The sequence below is a fragment of the Parageobacillus caldoxylosilyticus NBRC 107762 genome (genome assembly GCF_000632715.1).
In the GTDB taxonomy this organism is placed as follows: Bacteria; Bacillota; Bacilli; order Bacillales; family Anoxybacillaceae; genus Saccharococcus; species Saccharococcus caldoxylosilyticus.
Genome location: NZ_BAWO01000002.1, coordinates 83,100 through 97,763, shown reverse-complemented (window position 1 = coordinate 97,763; position 14,664 = coordinate 83,100). Strand labels below are relative to the sequence as shown.

The window sequence follows — 14,664 nt, the reverse complement described above, 5'->3', positions numbered from 1 at the left end:
TGCATCAGTGCAGACAAAAGTTCTTCACGTATTGGAATTTGATAAAGTAAAAGAACAATTGTTAAAGCATGCGGCATCGTCGTTAGGAAAAGAAAAAATTGAAACATTGCTTCCGTCTTCTGACTTTGCCGAAGTAGTGGATTGGCTTGAGGAAACGGATGAAGCGGCGGCGGTGCTTCGTTTGCGCGGACATGTGCCGCTTGGCGGCATTTTCGATATTCGCGCAAGTCTGAAGAGGGCGAAAATCGGCGGCACGCTTAGCCCGCAAGAACTGCTGGACATTGCCAGCACTGTTTCCGCCAGCCGGCAGTTAAAGCAGTTTATCGAATCGCTGCACGAGGAACATGGAAACTTCCCGCGTTTGGCTGGCTATGCACAAAGCCTTGCTTTGCTTCCAGAAGTGGAGCAGGAGATTGAACGATGCATCGATGATCATGGAGAAGTGCTTGATCACGCGAGCGAACGATTGCGCTCGCTCCGTCAGCAGCTGCGCACGACAGAGGCACGCATTAGGGAAAAGCTAGAAAGCATCATCCGCTCGCCATCGGCGCAAAAAATGCTGTCTGATGCGATTATTACGATCCGCAACGAACGCTACGTCATTCCGGTGAAACAGGAATACCGCGGTGCTTACGGCGGCATCGTCCACGATCAATCGGCTTCCGGAGCGACGTTGTTTATCGAGCCGCAAGCGGTAGTGGAACTAAACAACCAGCTGCGAGAAGCGCGGGTGAAAGAAAAACAGGAAATCGAGCGGATTTTAATCGAACTGACAAAGGTAGTCGCTAACCACGCAGAAGCATTGCTAGAAACGGTTCATATATTGGCACAGCTCGATTTTATTTTTGCTAAAGCCAAATACGCCAACCAGCTGAAAGCGACAAAGCCGGCGATGAACGACCGTGGCTATATTCGCATGCTGCAGGCGCGCCACCCGCTCATTGATCAGGGCGTTGTCGTTCCTAATGATATTGAACTCGGCAAAGAATATAAAACCATCGTCATCACCGGTCCGAACACCGGTGGGAAGACCGTTACCTTAAAAACGATTGGACTATTGACATTAATGGCGCAGGCCGGCTTATTTGTCCCGGCCCTCGATGGCTCGGAGCTGGCTGTATTTCGCGCGGTTTATGCCGATATCGGCGATGAACAGTCGATTGAACAAAGCTTAAGCACGTTTTCCTCGCATATGGTCAATATTGTCGATATTTTGCGCCGCGTTGACGAAAAAAGCCTTGTTTTATTTGACGAGCTAGGAGCAGGAACTGATCCGCAAGAAGGAGCTGCGCTTGCAATCGCTATTTTAGATGAGGTGCATGGACGCGGAGCGCGGACAGTAGCCACCACCCACTATCCGGAATTAAAAGCGTACGGATACAATCGGGATGGCGTCATTAATGCCAGTGTTGAATTTGACACCGAAACGCTTCGTCCGACGTATAAATTATTGATTGGTGTCCCAGGTCGGAGCAATGCTTTTGAAATTTCGAGGCGGCTTGGCCTTGACGAGCGCATTATTGAGCGGGCAAAATCGCATATTAGCACCGAAAGTAATAAAGTGGAAAACATGATCGCCTCGCTAGAACAAAGCAAAAAGCAAGCAGAAGAGGAAGAAAAGCGGGCAAAAGAAGCACGGATGGAAGCGGAAAAACTGCGCGACGAATGGAGACAAAAATGGGAAGCGCTTGAAGAAAAGCAGGATGAGATCATCGATGAGGCAAAACGGAAAGCAGCCGATATCATCCGCGCCTCGCAGCAAGAAGCGGAGCGGATTATTCAGGAGCTTCGCCGCATGCAAAAAGAAAAACAAGCGGAAATAAAAGAACATGAGCTGATTGAGGCGAAAAAGCGCCTTGCCGAAGCGATGCCGACTTTGGCGAAGAAGAAAAAGGAACGCAAAAAAGAGAAGCGTCATGTCTTTCAGCCGGGCGACGAGGTGAAAGTGACAAGCTTAAATCAAAAAGGCTATCTTGTCGAAAAAGTATCGGATGAGGAATGGCAAGTCCAGCTCGGCATTTTGAAAATGAAAATCCATGAACGAGACTTGGAATATATCGGCAGCGCTCCGAAAACAGAGACAAAGCCGATCGCGACCGTCAAAGGAAAAGACTATCACGTCGGCTTGGAATTGGACTTGCGCGGCGAACGGTACGAAGATGCGCTTGCCCGTTTGGAAAAATATATCGATGATGCGCTATTGGCTGGGTACCCGCGCGTTTCCATTATTCACGGAAAAGGGACGGGTGCGCTTCGCAAAGGAGTGCAGGAGTTTTTGAAAAAGCACCGCGCCGTGAAAAGCTTCCATTTTGGCGAAGCCAGTGAAGGAGGAACAGGGGTAACGGTTGTCGAATTGAAATGACGGGGAGAGAGCGGGATGAAGACGTTTTGGGAAAATGAAATTGTAAAAATTGCCGCCAATTTCAGCGTAGCCGTTTTATGCATGGTCATCTTTTTGGCGGTGTTTGAATTAGTGACGAAATATAAAAATTGGGAAGAGATTCGAAAAGGAAATGTTGCAGTAGCGATGGCGACCGGCGGGAAAATTTTGGGTATTACCAATATTTTCCGTTATGCCCTTCGCCATCATGATTCATTGCTGGCGATGATCGGCTGGGGCGTATATGGCTTTTTGTTGCTGCTGATCGCGTATTTCATTTACGAATTTCTTACCCCGAAGTTTAACATCGACGAAGAAATTGCCAAAGACAATCGGGCTGTCGGCTTGATTTCCATGGTTATTTCCGTTGGTTTGTCTTTTGTCATTGGCGAAGGAATTCACTAAAGGGAGATAAAGAAGCATGGAGACATTGGCGAGAACATTGCTTATTTTTGCCGGAATTTTCCTCATTGGCGGCATCGTATATTTAGCGTGGAAAAATAAAACGATGGAAACATTGTCTAAAATATTGTTTATTTTATGCGCCTTTTTTGTATTTATCGGTCTTCTTTATTTATTTTTATAGAAAAGGGGTCCCAAAAGGTAACTTTTGGGATTCCTTTTTTTGGATGTAAAATTCAAAAAAGTATAATAAAATAAAAATAAACCATCTGAAATTTTTGAATATGGGGGGGTACGATGGAAAAGCCATGGCTTACTCATTATCCACGGGAAATTCCGCATCACCTTAACTATCCTGATAAAACGTTGCCCGATTACTTACGGGAAACGGCGGCACATTTTGGCGGCCATGAAGCGATTTATTTTCTCGGGAAAACGCTTACGTTCCGTGAAGTATATGAACAGGCGCTCATATTAGCCAATTATTTACAACAAATCGGCCTGCAAAAAGGTGACCGGGTATCGATCATGCTGCCAAATTGTCCACAGGCGGTCATCAGCTATTATGGTGTGCTGTTCGCAGGCGGCATTGTAGTGCAGACAAATCCGCTTTATACGGAGCATGAATTGGAATATCAGCTGAACGACAGCGGCGCGACGATGCTGATTACGCTTGACATGCTTTATCCGAAAGCGGCCAAAGCGAAAGCGAAGACAAACGTGAAACATCTCATTATTACAAGTATGAAAGATTATTTGCCAACAGTGAAAAAATGGCTGTATCCTCTCATGCAGCGGAAGCAGCAACCTGTGATGGTCAAAGTGGAAGAGCGGAGCGACCAGCATTTGTTTTCGAAAATTATGGCCCAACCGAACGCAACAGAGCCCAGCGTGGAAATAAACTCAGCGGAAGATATCGCCCTGCTGCAATATACCGGCGGAACGACAGGCGTGCCGAAAGCGGCGATGCTGACGCACCGAAATTTAATCGCTAATACGTTAATGTGCGCCCATTGGATGTACCGCTGTGATAAAGGAACAGAATCGATTTTAGGCATTTTGCCGTTTTTCCATGTATACGGCATGACAACCGTGATGAATTTGGCGATTGTGCAAGCGTATAAAATGATTCTTTTGCCCAAGTTTGACGTGGAAGCGACATTAAAAACGATTGAGAAATTAAGGCCGACAATGTTTCCGGGAGCGCCGACCATGTATATTGCGCTGCTCAATCATCCGGATTTGGCGCGTTATGACTTGTCGTCCATTAAAGTATGTATTAGTGGATCAGCGCCGCTGCCAGTCGAAGTGCAAGAGAAGTTCGAAAAAGTGACGAGCGGCAAACTGATTGAAGGATACGGATTGACGGAAGCTTCCCCTGTCACTCACAGCAATTTCGTCTGGGACGGAGAGCGGGTAAAAGGAAGCATCGGCGTGCCATGGCCGGATACGGAAGCAAAAATTATTTCTTTAGAAACAGGGGAAGAAGCGAAAGCCAATGAAATTGGCGAGCTTGTTGTCCGCGGTCCGCAAGTGATGAAAGGCTACTGGAATCAGCCGCATGAAACGGAAAACGTGTTGCGCGATGGCTGGCTGTATACGGGCGATGTCGGTTATATGGACGAACGCGGCTATTTTTACATCGTTGATCGGAAAAAAGATATGATTATTGCGAGCGGATACAATATTTATCCGCGGGAGGTAGAAGAGGTATTATATCAGCACCCGAAAGTGCAGGAAGTGGTAGTCGTTGGCGTTCCAGATGAATACCGGGGGGAAACGGTAAAAGCATTCGTTGTTTTAAAACAAGGGCAGCAGTGTACGGCAGAAGAATTGGATCAATTTATGCGAAGCCGTTTGGCGGCATACAAAGTACCGAGAATTTACGAATTCCGCACAGAGATTCCCAAAACAGCGGTAGGGAAAATTTTGCGCCGCGCCTTGCTCGGAGAAGAAAGAAAAAAAGAATGACTTCTTTTTGTCCAACTTAGGCTTGACAAAATAAATAAACAGTTCGTAAAATGAAAACATGAATGAATAATCATTCATATTTTCGTAAAGGAGAATGAGTATTGCGGAGGGATAAACCGAAATTTAAACAAATTATCGATGCTGCGGTAGTCGTCATTGCCGAACATGGCTACCATCAGGCGCAAGTATCAAAAATCGCGAAACAAGCAGGGGTCGCGGACGGCACGATCTATCTCTATTTTAAAAATAAAGAAGATATTCTCATATCGCTGTTTCAAGAAAAGATGGGCTCTTTTATTGAGAAAATCGAACAAGAAATAGCAGGAATTTCGAGCCCTTTAGAGAAATTATACGTATTAGTGGAAAAACATTTTGAATCACTGGCCGCGGATCATCATTTAGCCGTCGTTACTCAATTAGAATTGCGTCAATCGAATAAAGAACTGCGGCACCGAATTAATGAGGTGTTGAAAGGATATTTACGAATTATTGATGGGATTGTAAAAGAAGGGATTGAAAAGGGAGAATTTCGTCCCGATTTAGATATCCGACTAACGAGACAAATGATTTTTGGAACGATTGACGAGACGATAACGACATGGGTAATGAACGAGCAAAAATATGATCTCGTCGCTTTGGCCAAACCTGTCTATGAATTGTTAACGAAAGGATGCGCAGTTTCTCGCTAAAACGCAATCTGTTGGAAGGGGGAGAGGATAGATGGAATATTTTCACATCCATAAAGAGGAGTTTGTCGCGGACGTCACCTTTTCTCGTCCTCCGGCAAACGCTCTTTCATCCGCTGTATTGAAAGAGCTTTCATCCGTGCTTGATGAGCTGGAAGCGGATGATCAAGTCCGTGTTGTGCTTCTTCACGGCGAGGGAAGATTTTTCTCGGCAGGTGCCGATATTAAAGAGTTTACTTCTGTAAAATCCAGCGATGAAGCGACAGCGCTGTCGCAAAATGGCCAGCAAGTGCTGGAACGTATCGAACGTTTTCCAAAACCAGTGATTGCTGCCATCCATGGCGCAGCGCTAGGCGGCGGATTGGAGCTGGCGATGAGCTGCCATATCCGCATTGTTTCTGAAAACGCCAAACTCGGCCTGCCAGAGCTGCAGCTTGGCATTATACCTGGCTTTGCCGGAACGCAGCGGCTTCCTCGCTACGTCGGCTTTGGCAAAGCGGCCGAGATGATGTGGACGAGCGAGCCGATTACCGGAACAGAAGCGGTGCAGTGGGGCTTGGCAAACAAGGCGGTTCCGGAAGAGCAATTGCTGGAGGAAGCAAAGAAACTGGCGCAAAAAATTGCGCAAAAAAGCCCAATTTCGATTCGCGCTACCTTGCAGCTTTTAAATTCTTTTAAAGAAAAACCGTTCCGGGAAGCGGTGCATGAGGAAGCAATGCTGTTTGGAAGCGTGTTTACAACAGAAGATGCGAAAGAAGGCGTGCAAGCGTTCATTGAAAAGCGCCCGCCAGTCTTTCGTGGCAAATAATGTTTCTAATTGACAGAATCTTTGAAACTGAAGTAATGTTTGATCAAAATGAGGAGGGGCTCACATGAATATTTTCGTCTTAATGAAACGCACATTTGACACAGAAGAGAAAATTACGATTGTGGATGGCAAAGTAAGCGAAGAAGGAGCAGAATTTATTATTAACCCGTACGATGAATATGCTATCGAAGAAGCGATCCAAGTACGCGACAAACATGGCGGCGAAGTAACGGTTGTGACGGTAGGTAATGAGGATGCGGAAAAAGAATTGCGCACGGCGTTAGCGATGGGCTGCGATAAGGCGGTGCTCATTAATATTGAAGACGATGTTGAAGAGCAAGACCAATACACGACGGCGAAAGTGCTTGCCGAATATTTAAAAGATAAAAACCCGGATTTGATCTTGGCTGGAAATGTGGCCATTGACGGCGGTTCGGGGCAAGTTGGTCCGCGTGTTGCCGAGTTGCTTGGCATTCCGTATGTCACAACGATTACGAAATTAGATATTGACGGCAATAAAGTAACCGTCATTCGCGATGTGGAAGGCGACGAAGAAATTATCGAAACGTCGCTGCCATTGCTGGTTACTGCACAGCAAGGATTAAACGAGCCACGCTATCCGTCGCTTCCAGGCATTATGAAAGCGAAAAAGAAACCGCTTGAAGAATTGGAATTGGATGACTTAGATCTGGAGGAAGAAGATGTCGAAGCAAAAACAAAAACGATCGAAGTATTCTTGCCGCCGAAACGGGAAGCTGGAAAAATTCTCGAAGGCGAAATTGCAGATCAAGTGAAAGAACTTGTCCGGCTGTTACGTTCTGAAGCAAAAGTAGTTTGATTTTATCAATAAAGTAGGGGGACTGAAAAATGGCACGCAAAGTACTTACATTAGCAGAAGTTCGTGACGGATCATTAAGAAACGTATCGTTTGAGGCAATTGCGGCGGCAAAAACGATCGCCCAGGGCGGGGAGGTCGTTTCCGTCCTTGTTGGTGAAAGCGTCCAATCGTATGCCAATGAGTTATTCTTCTACGGCGCCGACCGTGTGGTTGTTGTAGAGCATCCGAACTTAAAAAATTATACATCTGACGGCTATTCTCAAGCGCTGAAAGCAGTGATTGACGAAGAAAAACCAGAAGGAATCGTATTCGGCCACACCGCTTTAGGAAAAGATTTGTCGCCGAAATTGGCGATTAAACTTAACTCCGGACTTGTTTCCGATGTGGTTGCGGTTGAAGAAGCAGGCGGAAACCTTATCTTTACGCGTCCGATTTATTCCGGAAAGGCGTTTGAAAAGAAAATCGTTACAGACGGCATTATTTTTGTGACGGTACGTCCAAATAACATTCAGCCGCTAGAGCGCGATGAATCCCGTTCTGGAGAAGTAAAAGCGGTTTCCGTTGACATTAAGGATTTGCGTGCAATCGTGAAAGAAATCGTCCGTAAAACAGCCGAAGGCGTCGATTTAACCGAAGCAAAAGTTATCGTTGCCGGCGGCCGCGGCGTGAAAAGCGCGGAAGGATTTAAACCGCTGCAAGAGCTTGCTGAAGTGCTAGGCGGCGCCGTCGGTGCGTCCCGCGGCGCGTGCGATGCCGGGTATTGCGATTATTCGTTGCAAATCGGGCAAACAGGAAAAGTCGTCACGCCAGATCTTTATATCGCCTGCGGTATTTCGGGCGCCATCCAGCATTTAGCAGGGATGTCCAACTCAAAAGTCATCGTAGCGATTAACAAAGATCCGGAAGCAAACATTTTCAAAGTAGCTGACTACGGCATTGTCGGAGACTTGTTCGAAGTCGTTCCGTTGCTGACAGAGGAATTTAAAAAATTAAAAGTGCATTCATAATTATGACAGAAACGGGCAAGGCAAGCCGGCTTTGCTCGTTTTCTGCTGTCTGCCAGACGGCATAATTCCTGCCAGAAAGCGAATATTAGAAACGAAGCAAAACATTCGCGCCAAACTTCATTACATGGTATACTTTGCTTACAGCATTACTAGCGAAATAGGAGGAATGCAAAATGGCAATTGTGAATGCGACAGATCAAACGTTTGCGGCAGAAACGAAAGACGGCGTAACTTTAGTCGATTTCTGGGCGCCTTGGTGCGGACCTTGCCGCATGATCGCACCGGTTCTTGAAGAATTGGATCAAGAAATGGGCGATAAAGTAAAAATCGTTAAAGTGAATGTCGACGAAAACCAAGAAACGGCTTCGAAATTCGGGGTAATGAGCATTCCAACATTGCTCGTTTTCAAAAATGGAGAGCTTGTTGACAAAACGGTAGGCTATCAACCGAAAGAAGCGCTTGTTCAACTGCTGGAAAAACACGTATAATTCCTTTTTCTTCAAGGGGATTCAGGCGATATATTGCCTGAATCTCTTTTTTATTTTTTATTTATGATAACGAAAAATGTAAAAAAACAATTGACCGAATTTACAAAATTGTTTATATTTATAATCAATAAATCTTATAGGTTAACTATGAATTAAAAACTGCTATTGGTACAACGCTTTGTTTTTTTGCGTTCATAAACATAGTTAACCTATAGGAATTATATATTTTATAAAGAACAACTAAGATCATTTTTCTTCATTCAGATCGATTCAAAGAGGAGGCGGTTTTATGAGAATAGTGATTACAGCATTTTTCTTCTAACATTCGCAGAAAGGAGGAGGACGAAGTGAGTATACAGATTGATGTGAAAAGTAAAAGTTTTTTCCAAGGAAAACAAGGAGTTCATGTGCTTCAAGATGTTCACCTAGAAATAAAAAATGGTGAATTCATTACGATCATTGGCCCAAGTGGATGTGGGAAAAGTACATTGCTAAAAATTGTAGCAGGGTTGGATACCGATTATAAAGGTACGGTAGAAATAGATGGTGTTCAAATTGATGGTCCAGGGTTAGAGCAAGGCTTTATTTTTCAGGAACATCGTTTATTCCCATGGTTAACCGTGGAAGAAAATATTGCAGCCAATCAATCGCTGAAAGACGTAAATGTCCGGAAAAAAGTGGATGAGTTAATAGAGCTTGTCCGGCTAAAAGGCTTTGAAAAAGCCTACCCGAAAGAATTATCAGGGGGAATGGCACAACGCGTGGCAATTGCGAGAGCATTGCTGCGGGAACCAAAAATATTATTGCTCGATGAACCGTTTAGTGCACTTGATGCCTTTACAAGAAAGCATTTGCAAGATGTTTTACTGGATATATGGCAAAATAAACAAATTACGATGATTCTTGTCACTCATGACTTAGATGAAGCGGTTTATTTAGGAACGAAAGTAATGGTGATGAAAGCAAAGCCAGGACAAATTCGTAAAATTGTTTCCGTTTCATTGCCATTTCCACGACAGCGCGCTCATCCATCTTTCCAAGAAATGAGGCAACGCATATTGCGTGAATTTGAAACAGCGGAAAACTCTCCTTTACTGGAGGGACTAGGAATTTAAGAGAGGAGGAACCTCTTATGAGGAAACATATATTCATTCTGTTTATAAGCCTGTTTATCGTGTTGATGTCTGGCTGCGGACAGGAATCAATGACAAGTACAACAGCGAAAGGAAAAGAAAAAAACGTAACGATTCGCATCGGCATTCAGCAAAGTCTTGGACCGCTTTTACTGGCAAAAGAAAAAGGATGGTTTGAAAAAGAATTGGAAAAAGAAGGAGTCCGCGTCAAATGGATTGAGTTCCAAAGCGGACCTCCACATTTTGAAGCGATGGCATCCAATAATCTTGATTTCGGCGTCGTTGGAAACTCTCCGGTAATTGCTGCCCAAGCCGCCAACATTGAATTTAAGGAGATCAGTAAAGCAGCAGAAGGATTAAAAGGAGATGCCATCATTGTACCGCAAGGAAGTAAAATTAACAGTCTGAAGGATTTAAAAGGGAAAAAAATCGCCGTTGCCAAAGGAAGCAGTGGATTTAACTTCTTATATGAAGCCCTCCAGCACGCTGGCTTGAAAGCGTCAGAGGTTGAAATGATTCAATTGCAACCGGATGAAGCGCAAGCAGCGTTTGATACACATAAAGTGGATGCTTGGGCGATTTGGGAGCCGTTTATTTCCTACGAGGTGATCAAAAATAAAGCACGTATCGTAGCGGATGGAGAAGATCTTCAAGCATATTCACCATCATTTATCGTGGCACGAACGGGGTTTATCAAAGAACATCCTGATTTAACGGTCCAATTTTTAAAAATTTATGAGAAAGCTCGGCGTTGGCAAAATGATCATTTTAACGAAGCGGCAGAGATTTATGCGAAAGTGAAAAAGTTAGACAAAGATGTCGTACTGCGAGCATTACGCAACAACCCATCATTAAACGAGCCAATTACGGATGATATTATTCAAGCACAGCAAAAAACCGCTGATTTCCAATATGCCCAACATATCATTAAAACAAAAATTAATACAAGCAAAGTAGTCGATAACCAATATATTAAACAGGTGTTTCAAGAATTAGAGAAGGAAGGTGAGAACAAACATGAATAAAACAACCATCACTGCCAGGCAGCCGCTTCTGCGAAAAGAGTGGGAAAGAAAGATTCCAGCTTTCGGCCGTAAGAAAATAAAAAAGTGGATGACACAAGCGGCATTGCCACTATCCGTTATATTCATATGGCAGCTTGTTGGGATGACAGGGACCGTTTCCAAAACCGTCTTGCCAACGCCGGCAGATATTATGAATGCTGCTTATCAATTAACTATTTCTGGGGAATTATTTACCCATTTGAAAGTTAGTATTTTTCGAGCGGCGACAGGATTTTTGCTTGGAGCCGGCATCGGGCTCCTTGCAGGCATTGCTGTAGGTTTTTCTACCAAAACGGAGGATGTCATCGACCCTACGGTACAAATGCTGCGAACGATTCCTCATTTGGCAGTGGCGCCACTTTTTATCTTATGGTTTGGGTTTGGAGAGACATCGAAAATTTTATTGATCGCTAAAGGCGCGTTCTTTCCTGTGTATGTGAATACATTTCTTGGCATACGAGGAGTCGATGCGAAGCTGTTTGATGTGGCACGTATTCTCCATTTTAGTAGATGGGAGAAAATTACGTTGCTCATCATCCCGTCTGCTCTTCCTACTATTTTATCTGGAATTCGTCTTTCTCTTGGAGCGGCCTGGCTCGGTCTTGTTGTTGCGGAGTTGATGGGTTCTACAGAAGGAATTGGATATATGATGATGGATGCAAGACAGTTTAGCAATACGGATATTGTTTTTGTCGGCATTATTCTTTTTGCGGTGGTAGGAAAACTTACAGATTCATTAGTCCGTGTATTGGAGAAACGGCTGCTTCGTTGGCAGGATACGTATAAAGGAACGATGTAAAAAAAGGGGGAGACATTAATGACGACAATCACTTTAATCTCGGGAAGTCCATCTAAACAATCCAAAACAGCGGAGATCGCTAACCGATTGCAAAAAGAATTGCTCAAAAGGGGGCATCATGTTCATTTAATCCATGTTCGGGATTTGCCGGCAGAAGATTTGCTGCATGCAAAATTCGATAGTGAAGCGATTGCTCAAACCCACGAATGGATTCGTGAGGCAGATGCGGTCATGGTGTTAAGTCCTGTCTACAAAGGCAGCTATACGGGTATTTTAAAAGCATTTCTCGACTTGTTACCGGAAAAGGCATTTTTAGGTAAGATTATTGCTCCGATCGTCACAGGCGGTACTATTGCCCATCTGTTATCGATTGAATATGCGCTAAAACCTATTTTCTCCATTATGGGAGCAAAAGAGATTTTACATGGAGTATTTATTTTAGACAAAACGATTCAACGTGATGAAACGGGAGAAATATTTTTTCCATCCGACATTGAAGAAAGGATAAAGGAAGTGTTGCAATCTATTTCAAACACTCAAACCCTCATTTAATGAATGATAGAAAGGAGAAAATGAAAATGGAATTATTATGGTTTATCCCTTCCCATGGCGATGGACGTTATCTTGGAACAACAAAAGGAGGCCGTACTGCGGAGTATAGTTATTTTCGGCAAATTGCCCAAGCTGCTGACCGGCTGGGCTATAAAGGGGTATTAATTCCAACGGGGAAATCATGCGAAGATCCATGGCTGCTTGCGTCGGCATTGGCAGCGGAAACCGAACAATTGCGTTTTCTTGTTGCCGTACGACCGGGATTAATGTCTCCTACACTCGCGGCGAGAATGGCTTCCACATTAGACCGAATTTCGGAAGGCCGGCTGCTTATTAATGTCGTAGCTGGCGGAGATCCCGTTGAACTCGCGGGTGATGGGCTATTTTTAAGCCATGACGAGCGCTATGAAGCAACGGATGAATTTTTAACAGTTTGGAGACGATTGTTAAGCGGCGAAGAAGTCACTTTAAAAGGAAAACATATCAACGTAACTGGGGCTAAGCTTCTGTTTCCGCCAATACAAAGACCGTATCCTCCGGTTTATTTTGGAGGGTCGTCGCTAGCAGGCCAACAGGTGGCAGCGAAACATGCAGATGTTTACTTAACATGGGGAGAACCGCCAGCACAGGTGGAAGAAAAAATTTCCCAAGTGAGAAAATTGGCTGAACAGCAAGGACGTACAATTGAATTTGGCATTCGGCTTCATATTATTGTGCGCGAAACAGAAAAGGAAGCGTGGAATGCTGCACAACAGCTCATTCGTTATGTGGACGACAAAACCATTCAGGAAGCACAACGAGTTTTTGCCCGGTATGATTCGGTCGGGCAGCAGCGTATGAAACAGTTGCACAATGGAAGCAGAGAATCGTTAGAAATTAGTCCAAATTTATGGGCGGGAGTTGGTCTTGTCAGAGGAGGAGCAGGAACCGCTTTAGTCGGGGATCCGGAAACAGTGGCAGAGCGGCTATTAGAGTACCATCAATTAGGTATCCGGTATTTTATTTTATCCGGTTACCCGCATTTAGAAGAAGCATATCGGGTAGCTGAACTGCTATTCCCGCTTCTGCCATTAAACCACAAAAAACGGACAAAACAGTCTATACAAGGAGAGATTATCGGACATGAATTTTTTCCTTCATTTATCAAAGTGTGATGATAGGGAAGAGCTTGCCCAAACGTTGGCAGGCTCTTTTCTTTGATAAAAATTCCATTGACGTTGATAATCATTATCTATTATAATCAACTTGTGTCAATGAAAATCATTATCAAATAAAAAGGTGTGAGGGGGATACATAATGTCAGTTAAATGGAAGCTGCTTGCTGTTTTTACAGCGTTTGCGATAATGATGGGAGCTTGCTCGAACAGCGAAGAAACAGCAACAACCAAAACGGAGAAAAAAGAGCAAACAGCCGCTGAACAAAGGGAAGAAAAAACAGTGGAAACAGAGAAGAAAGAAATCCATTATGCTGATGTATTTAAACAGGCGCTTGTCGAGATGGAAAAAGCAAAGCAAGGGCAAAAAGTTGACTTTGATAAAGTGACAAAACTATATGAAGAAAACTTACAGACGCTTGTGCAAAAGCGGGACGCCGAATTTCAAGATACGCTTGACCAACATATTACTACTGCGCTGGCGGCAGGGAAAGATGGTTCACTCGATCCAGTGGTCGTAAAACAAATCTTTGATAAGCTCATGCAAAAAGTATTTTATACCACAATCAAGCATGAATTTACCGAAGTAGAGGAAAATTGGGCTAATAAGGAAGAAGTGAAGAAGGAAATCGAAGAAGCAAAACAGTTTTACGCGATTTTACAGCCGACGGTCGAGAAGCGTGATGCCGCTTACGGAACGAAGTTGGTCGATGCGATAGACGGGGCGTTCGCACAAATCGAAGATGCGGCTGCAAAAGATGATTTGCTTGCCTTCTCCTTAGGAAAACAAGTCGTAGACAAAACGCTGATGAAAACCTTTTATTTAGCGACAGGTGCACTTCCGCACGGCTACGCTTCAAAGGCGGCAAATGCGGCAAAACAAGATGAAAAAGAAGCGAAAGTCGAACAAGCAGAAGGATGGGCGTTTTATCAATCCGTATATCCATATATGAAAAAGCATGCACCAGAAGAAGCGGACTACATTTTAAAACAATTTGATTTGCAAACAGATGTAAAAACGCTTGATCCGGCAGCGATCAATAAAGCGTTCGTCCGCGGCTGGGCAAAGGTGGCGCTTCATGAATATGAAGAAAGTAAAGAAAGCTGGGGACAAGATAAATCGGTAATTACTGCATTGGAAGGCGCTTTATTTATTAATATGATGGAAAGCGACTTAAAAGCGTTGTTAGGTGATCAAGCTTATGCGTCATTGAATGATCAGGCGCAGCGCTATCTTGAGGCGGCAAAAGCGAAAAATAAAGCGGAGGGGGAAAAACTTCTTTCCCAACTAGAAGCAACATTAAACACTGCTATGGAAAAGGCAAAATAACGATAAGGCAAAAAACCTTGTTCTTTAGCAAGGTTTTTTGCCTTCTTATGAA

15 protein-coding genes are annotated in these 14,664 nt (G+C 44.2%); all 15 read left to right on the top strand.

Going from position 1 to position 14,664, the window contains the following annotated elements; genetic code table 11:
• The first annotated feature begins 7 nt into the window (after window positions 1–7).
• Window positions 8–2,362 (top strand): endonuclease MutS2, encoded by a 2,355-nt coding sequence (locus GCA01S_RS01250; RefSeq protein WP_042406566.1) that lies wholly within the window; start codon window positions 8–10, stop codon window positions 2,360–2,362.
• Window positions 2,363–2,377: 15 nt separating this feature from the next.
• Window positions 2,378–2,785: a DUF350 domain-containing protein gene (locus tag GCA01S_RS01245; protein WP_017435435.1), complete on the top strand. Its 408-nt coding sequence runs from the start codon at window positions 2,378–2,380 to the stop codon at window positions 2,783–2,785.
• Window positions 2,786–2,801: 16 nt separating this feature from the next.
• On the top strand, window positions 2,802–2,966 hold the full coding sequence (locus GCA01S_RS20450; protein ID WP_169735600.1) for a hypothetical protein: 165 nt from the start codon (window positions 2,802–2,804) through the stop codon (window positions 2,964–2,966).
• Window positions 2,967–3,079: 113 nt separating this feature from the next.
• Window positions 3,080–4,753 carry a long-chain-fatty-acid--CoA ligase gene (locus GCA01S_RS01240; protein ID WP_042406565.1) on the top strand — a complete coding sequence of 558 codons (1,674 nt, stop codon included), beginning with the start codon at window positions 3,080–3,082 and terminating at the stop codon, window positions 4,751–4,753.
• 101 nt (window positions 4,754–4,854) lie between these two features.
• On the top strand, window positions 4,855–5,442 hold the full coding sequence (locus GCA01S_RS01235) for a TetR/AcrR family transcriptional regulator (protein WP_017435439.1): 588 nt from the start codon (window positions 4,855–4,857) through the stop codon (window positions 5,440–5,442).
• Window positions 5,443–5,473: 31 nt separating this feature from the next.
• Window positions 5,474–6,247 carry an enoyl-CoA hydratase gene (locus GCA01S_RS01230; RefSeq protein ID WP_042406564.1) on the top strand — a complete coding sequence of 258 codons (774 nt, stop codon included), beginning with the start codon at window positions 5,474–5,476 and terminating at the stop codon, window positions 6,245–6,247.
• Between the two features lie 64 nt (window positions 6,248–6,311).
• Window positions 6,312–7,085, top strand: a complete 774-nt coding sequence (locus GCA01S_RS01225) for an electron transfer flavoprotein subunit beta/FixA family protein (protein ID WP_017435441.1) — start codon at window positions 6,312–6,314, stop codon at window positions 7,083–7,085.
• Window positions 7,086–7,114: 29 nt separating this feature from the next.
• Window positions 7,115–8,092, top strand: a complete 978-nt coding sequence (locus GCA01S_RS01220) for an electron transfer flavoprotein subunit alpha/FixB family protein (RefSeq protein ID WP_017435442.1) — start codon at window positions 7,115–7,117, stop codon at window positions 8,090–8,092.
• Window positions 8,093–8,265: 173 nt separating this feature from the next.
• Window positions 8,266–8,580, top strand: a complete 315-nt coding sequence (gene trxA, locus GCA01S_RS01215) for a thioredoxin (protein ID WP_017435443.1) — start codon at window positions 8,266–8,268, stop codon at window positions 8,578–8,580.
• Window positions 8,581–8,927: 347 nt separating this feature from the next.
• On the top strand, window positions 8,928–9,695 hold the full coding sequence (locus GCA01S_RS01210; protein WP_042406563.1) for an ABC transporter ATP-binding protein: 768 nt from the start codon (window positions 8,928–8,930) through the stop codon (window positions 9,693–9,695).
• Between the two features lie 17 nt (window positions 9,696–9,712).
• Window positions 9,713–10,738, top strand: a complete 1,026-nt coding sequence (locus tag GCA01S_RS01205; RefSeq protein WP_042406562.1) for an aliphatic sulfonate ABC transporter substrate-binding protein — start codon at window positions 9,713–9,715, stop codon at window positions 10,736–10,738.
• Complete coding sequence (locus GCA01S_RS01200) at window positions 10,731–11,576, top strand: ABC transporter permease (protein WP_017435446.1); 846 nt, start codon at window positions 10,731–10,733, stop codon at window positions 11,574–11,576. The genes GCA01S_RS01205 and GCA01S_RS01200 overlap by 8 nt, the downstream gene beginning before the upstream one ends.
• Before the next feature lie 18 nt (window positions 11,577–11,594).
• Entirely contained in the window at window positions 11,595–12,128 is a 534-nt protein-coding gene (gene ssuE / locus GCA01S_RS01195; RefSeq protein ID WP_017435447.1) for an NADPH-dependent FMN reductase, read from the top strand.
• A gap of 26 nt (window positions 12,129–12,154) precedes the next feature.
• On the top strand, window positions 12,155–13,282 hold the full coding sequence (gene ssuD, locus GCA01S_RS01190) for an FMNH2-dependent alkanesulfonate monooxygenase (RefSeq protein ID WP_017435448.1): 1,128 nt from the start codon (window positions 12,155–12,157) through the stop codon (window positions 13,280–13,282).
• A 142-nt stretch (window positions 13,283–13,424) separates the two neighbouring features.
• Window positions 13,425–14,612: a hypothetical protein gene (locus GCA01S_RS01185; RefSeq protein ID WP_042406560.1), complete on the top strand. Its 1,188-nt coding sequence runs from the start codon at window positions 13,425–13,427 to the stop codon at window positions 14,610–14,612.
• Window positions 14,613–14,664 lie beyond the last annotated feature (52 nt).

Excerpts from the sequence above, each read along its gene's own strand:
- GCA01S_RS01205 (WP_042406562.1), top strand. The coding sequence starts at position 9,713 with ATGAGGAAACATATATTCATTCTGTTTATAAGCCTGTTTATCGTGTTG.
- GCA01S_RS20450 (WP_169735600.1), top strand. The coding sequence starts at position 2,802 with ATGGAGACATTGGCGAGAACATTGCTTATTTTTGCCGGAATTTTCCTC.
- GCA01S_RS01245 (WP_017435435.1), top strand. The coding sequence starts at position 2,378 with ATGAAGACGTTTTGGGAAAATGAAATTGTAAAAATTGCCGCCAATTTC.
- GCA01S_RS01240 (WP_042406565.1), top strand. The coding sequence starts at position 3,080 with ATGGAAAAGCCATGGCTTACTCATTATCCACGGGAAATTCCGCATCAC.
- GCA01S_RS01220 (WP_017435442.1), top strand. The coding sequence starts at position 7,115 with ATGGCACGCAAAGTACTTACATTAGCAGAAGTTCGTGACGGATCATTA.
- GCA01S_RS01230 (WP_042406564.1), top strand. The coding sequence starts at position 5,474 with ATGGAATATTTTCACATCCATAAAGAGGAGTTTGTCGCGGACGTCACC.
- trxA (WP_017435443.1), top strand. The coding sequence starts at position 8,266 with ATGGCAATTGTGAATGCGACAGATCAAACGTTTGCGGCAGAAACGAAA.
- ssuE (WP_017435447.1), top strand. The coding sequence starts at position 11,595 with ATGACGACAATCACTTTAATCTCGGGAAGTCCATCTAAACAATCCAAA.
- ssuD (WP_017435448.1), top strand. The coding sequence starts at position 12,155 with ATGGAATTATTATGGTTTATCCCTTCCCATGGCGATGGACGTTATCTT.
- GCA01S_RS01185 (WP_042406560.1), top strand. The coding sequence starts at position 13,425 with ATGTCAGTTAAATGGAAGCTGCTTGCTGTTTTTACAGCGTTTGCGATA.
- GCA01S_RS01200 (WP_017435446.1), top strand. The coding sequence starts at position 10,731 with ATGAATAAAACAACCATCACTGCCAGGCAGCCGCTTCTGCGAAAAGAG.
- GCA01S_RS01225 (WP_017435441.1), top strand. The coding sequence starts at position 6,312 with ATGAATATTTTCGTCTTAATGAAACGCACATTTGACACAGAAGAGAAA.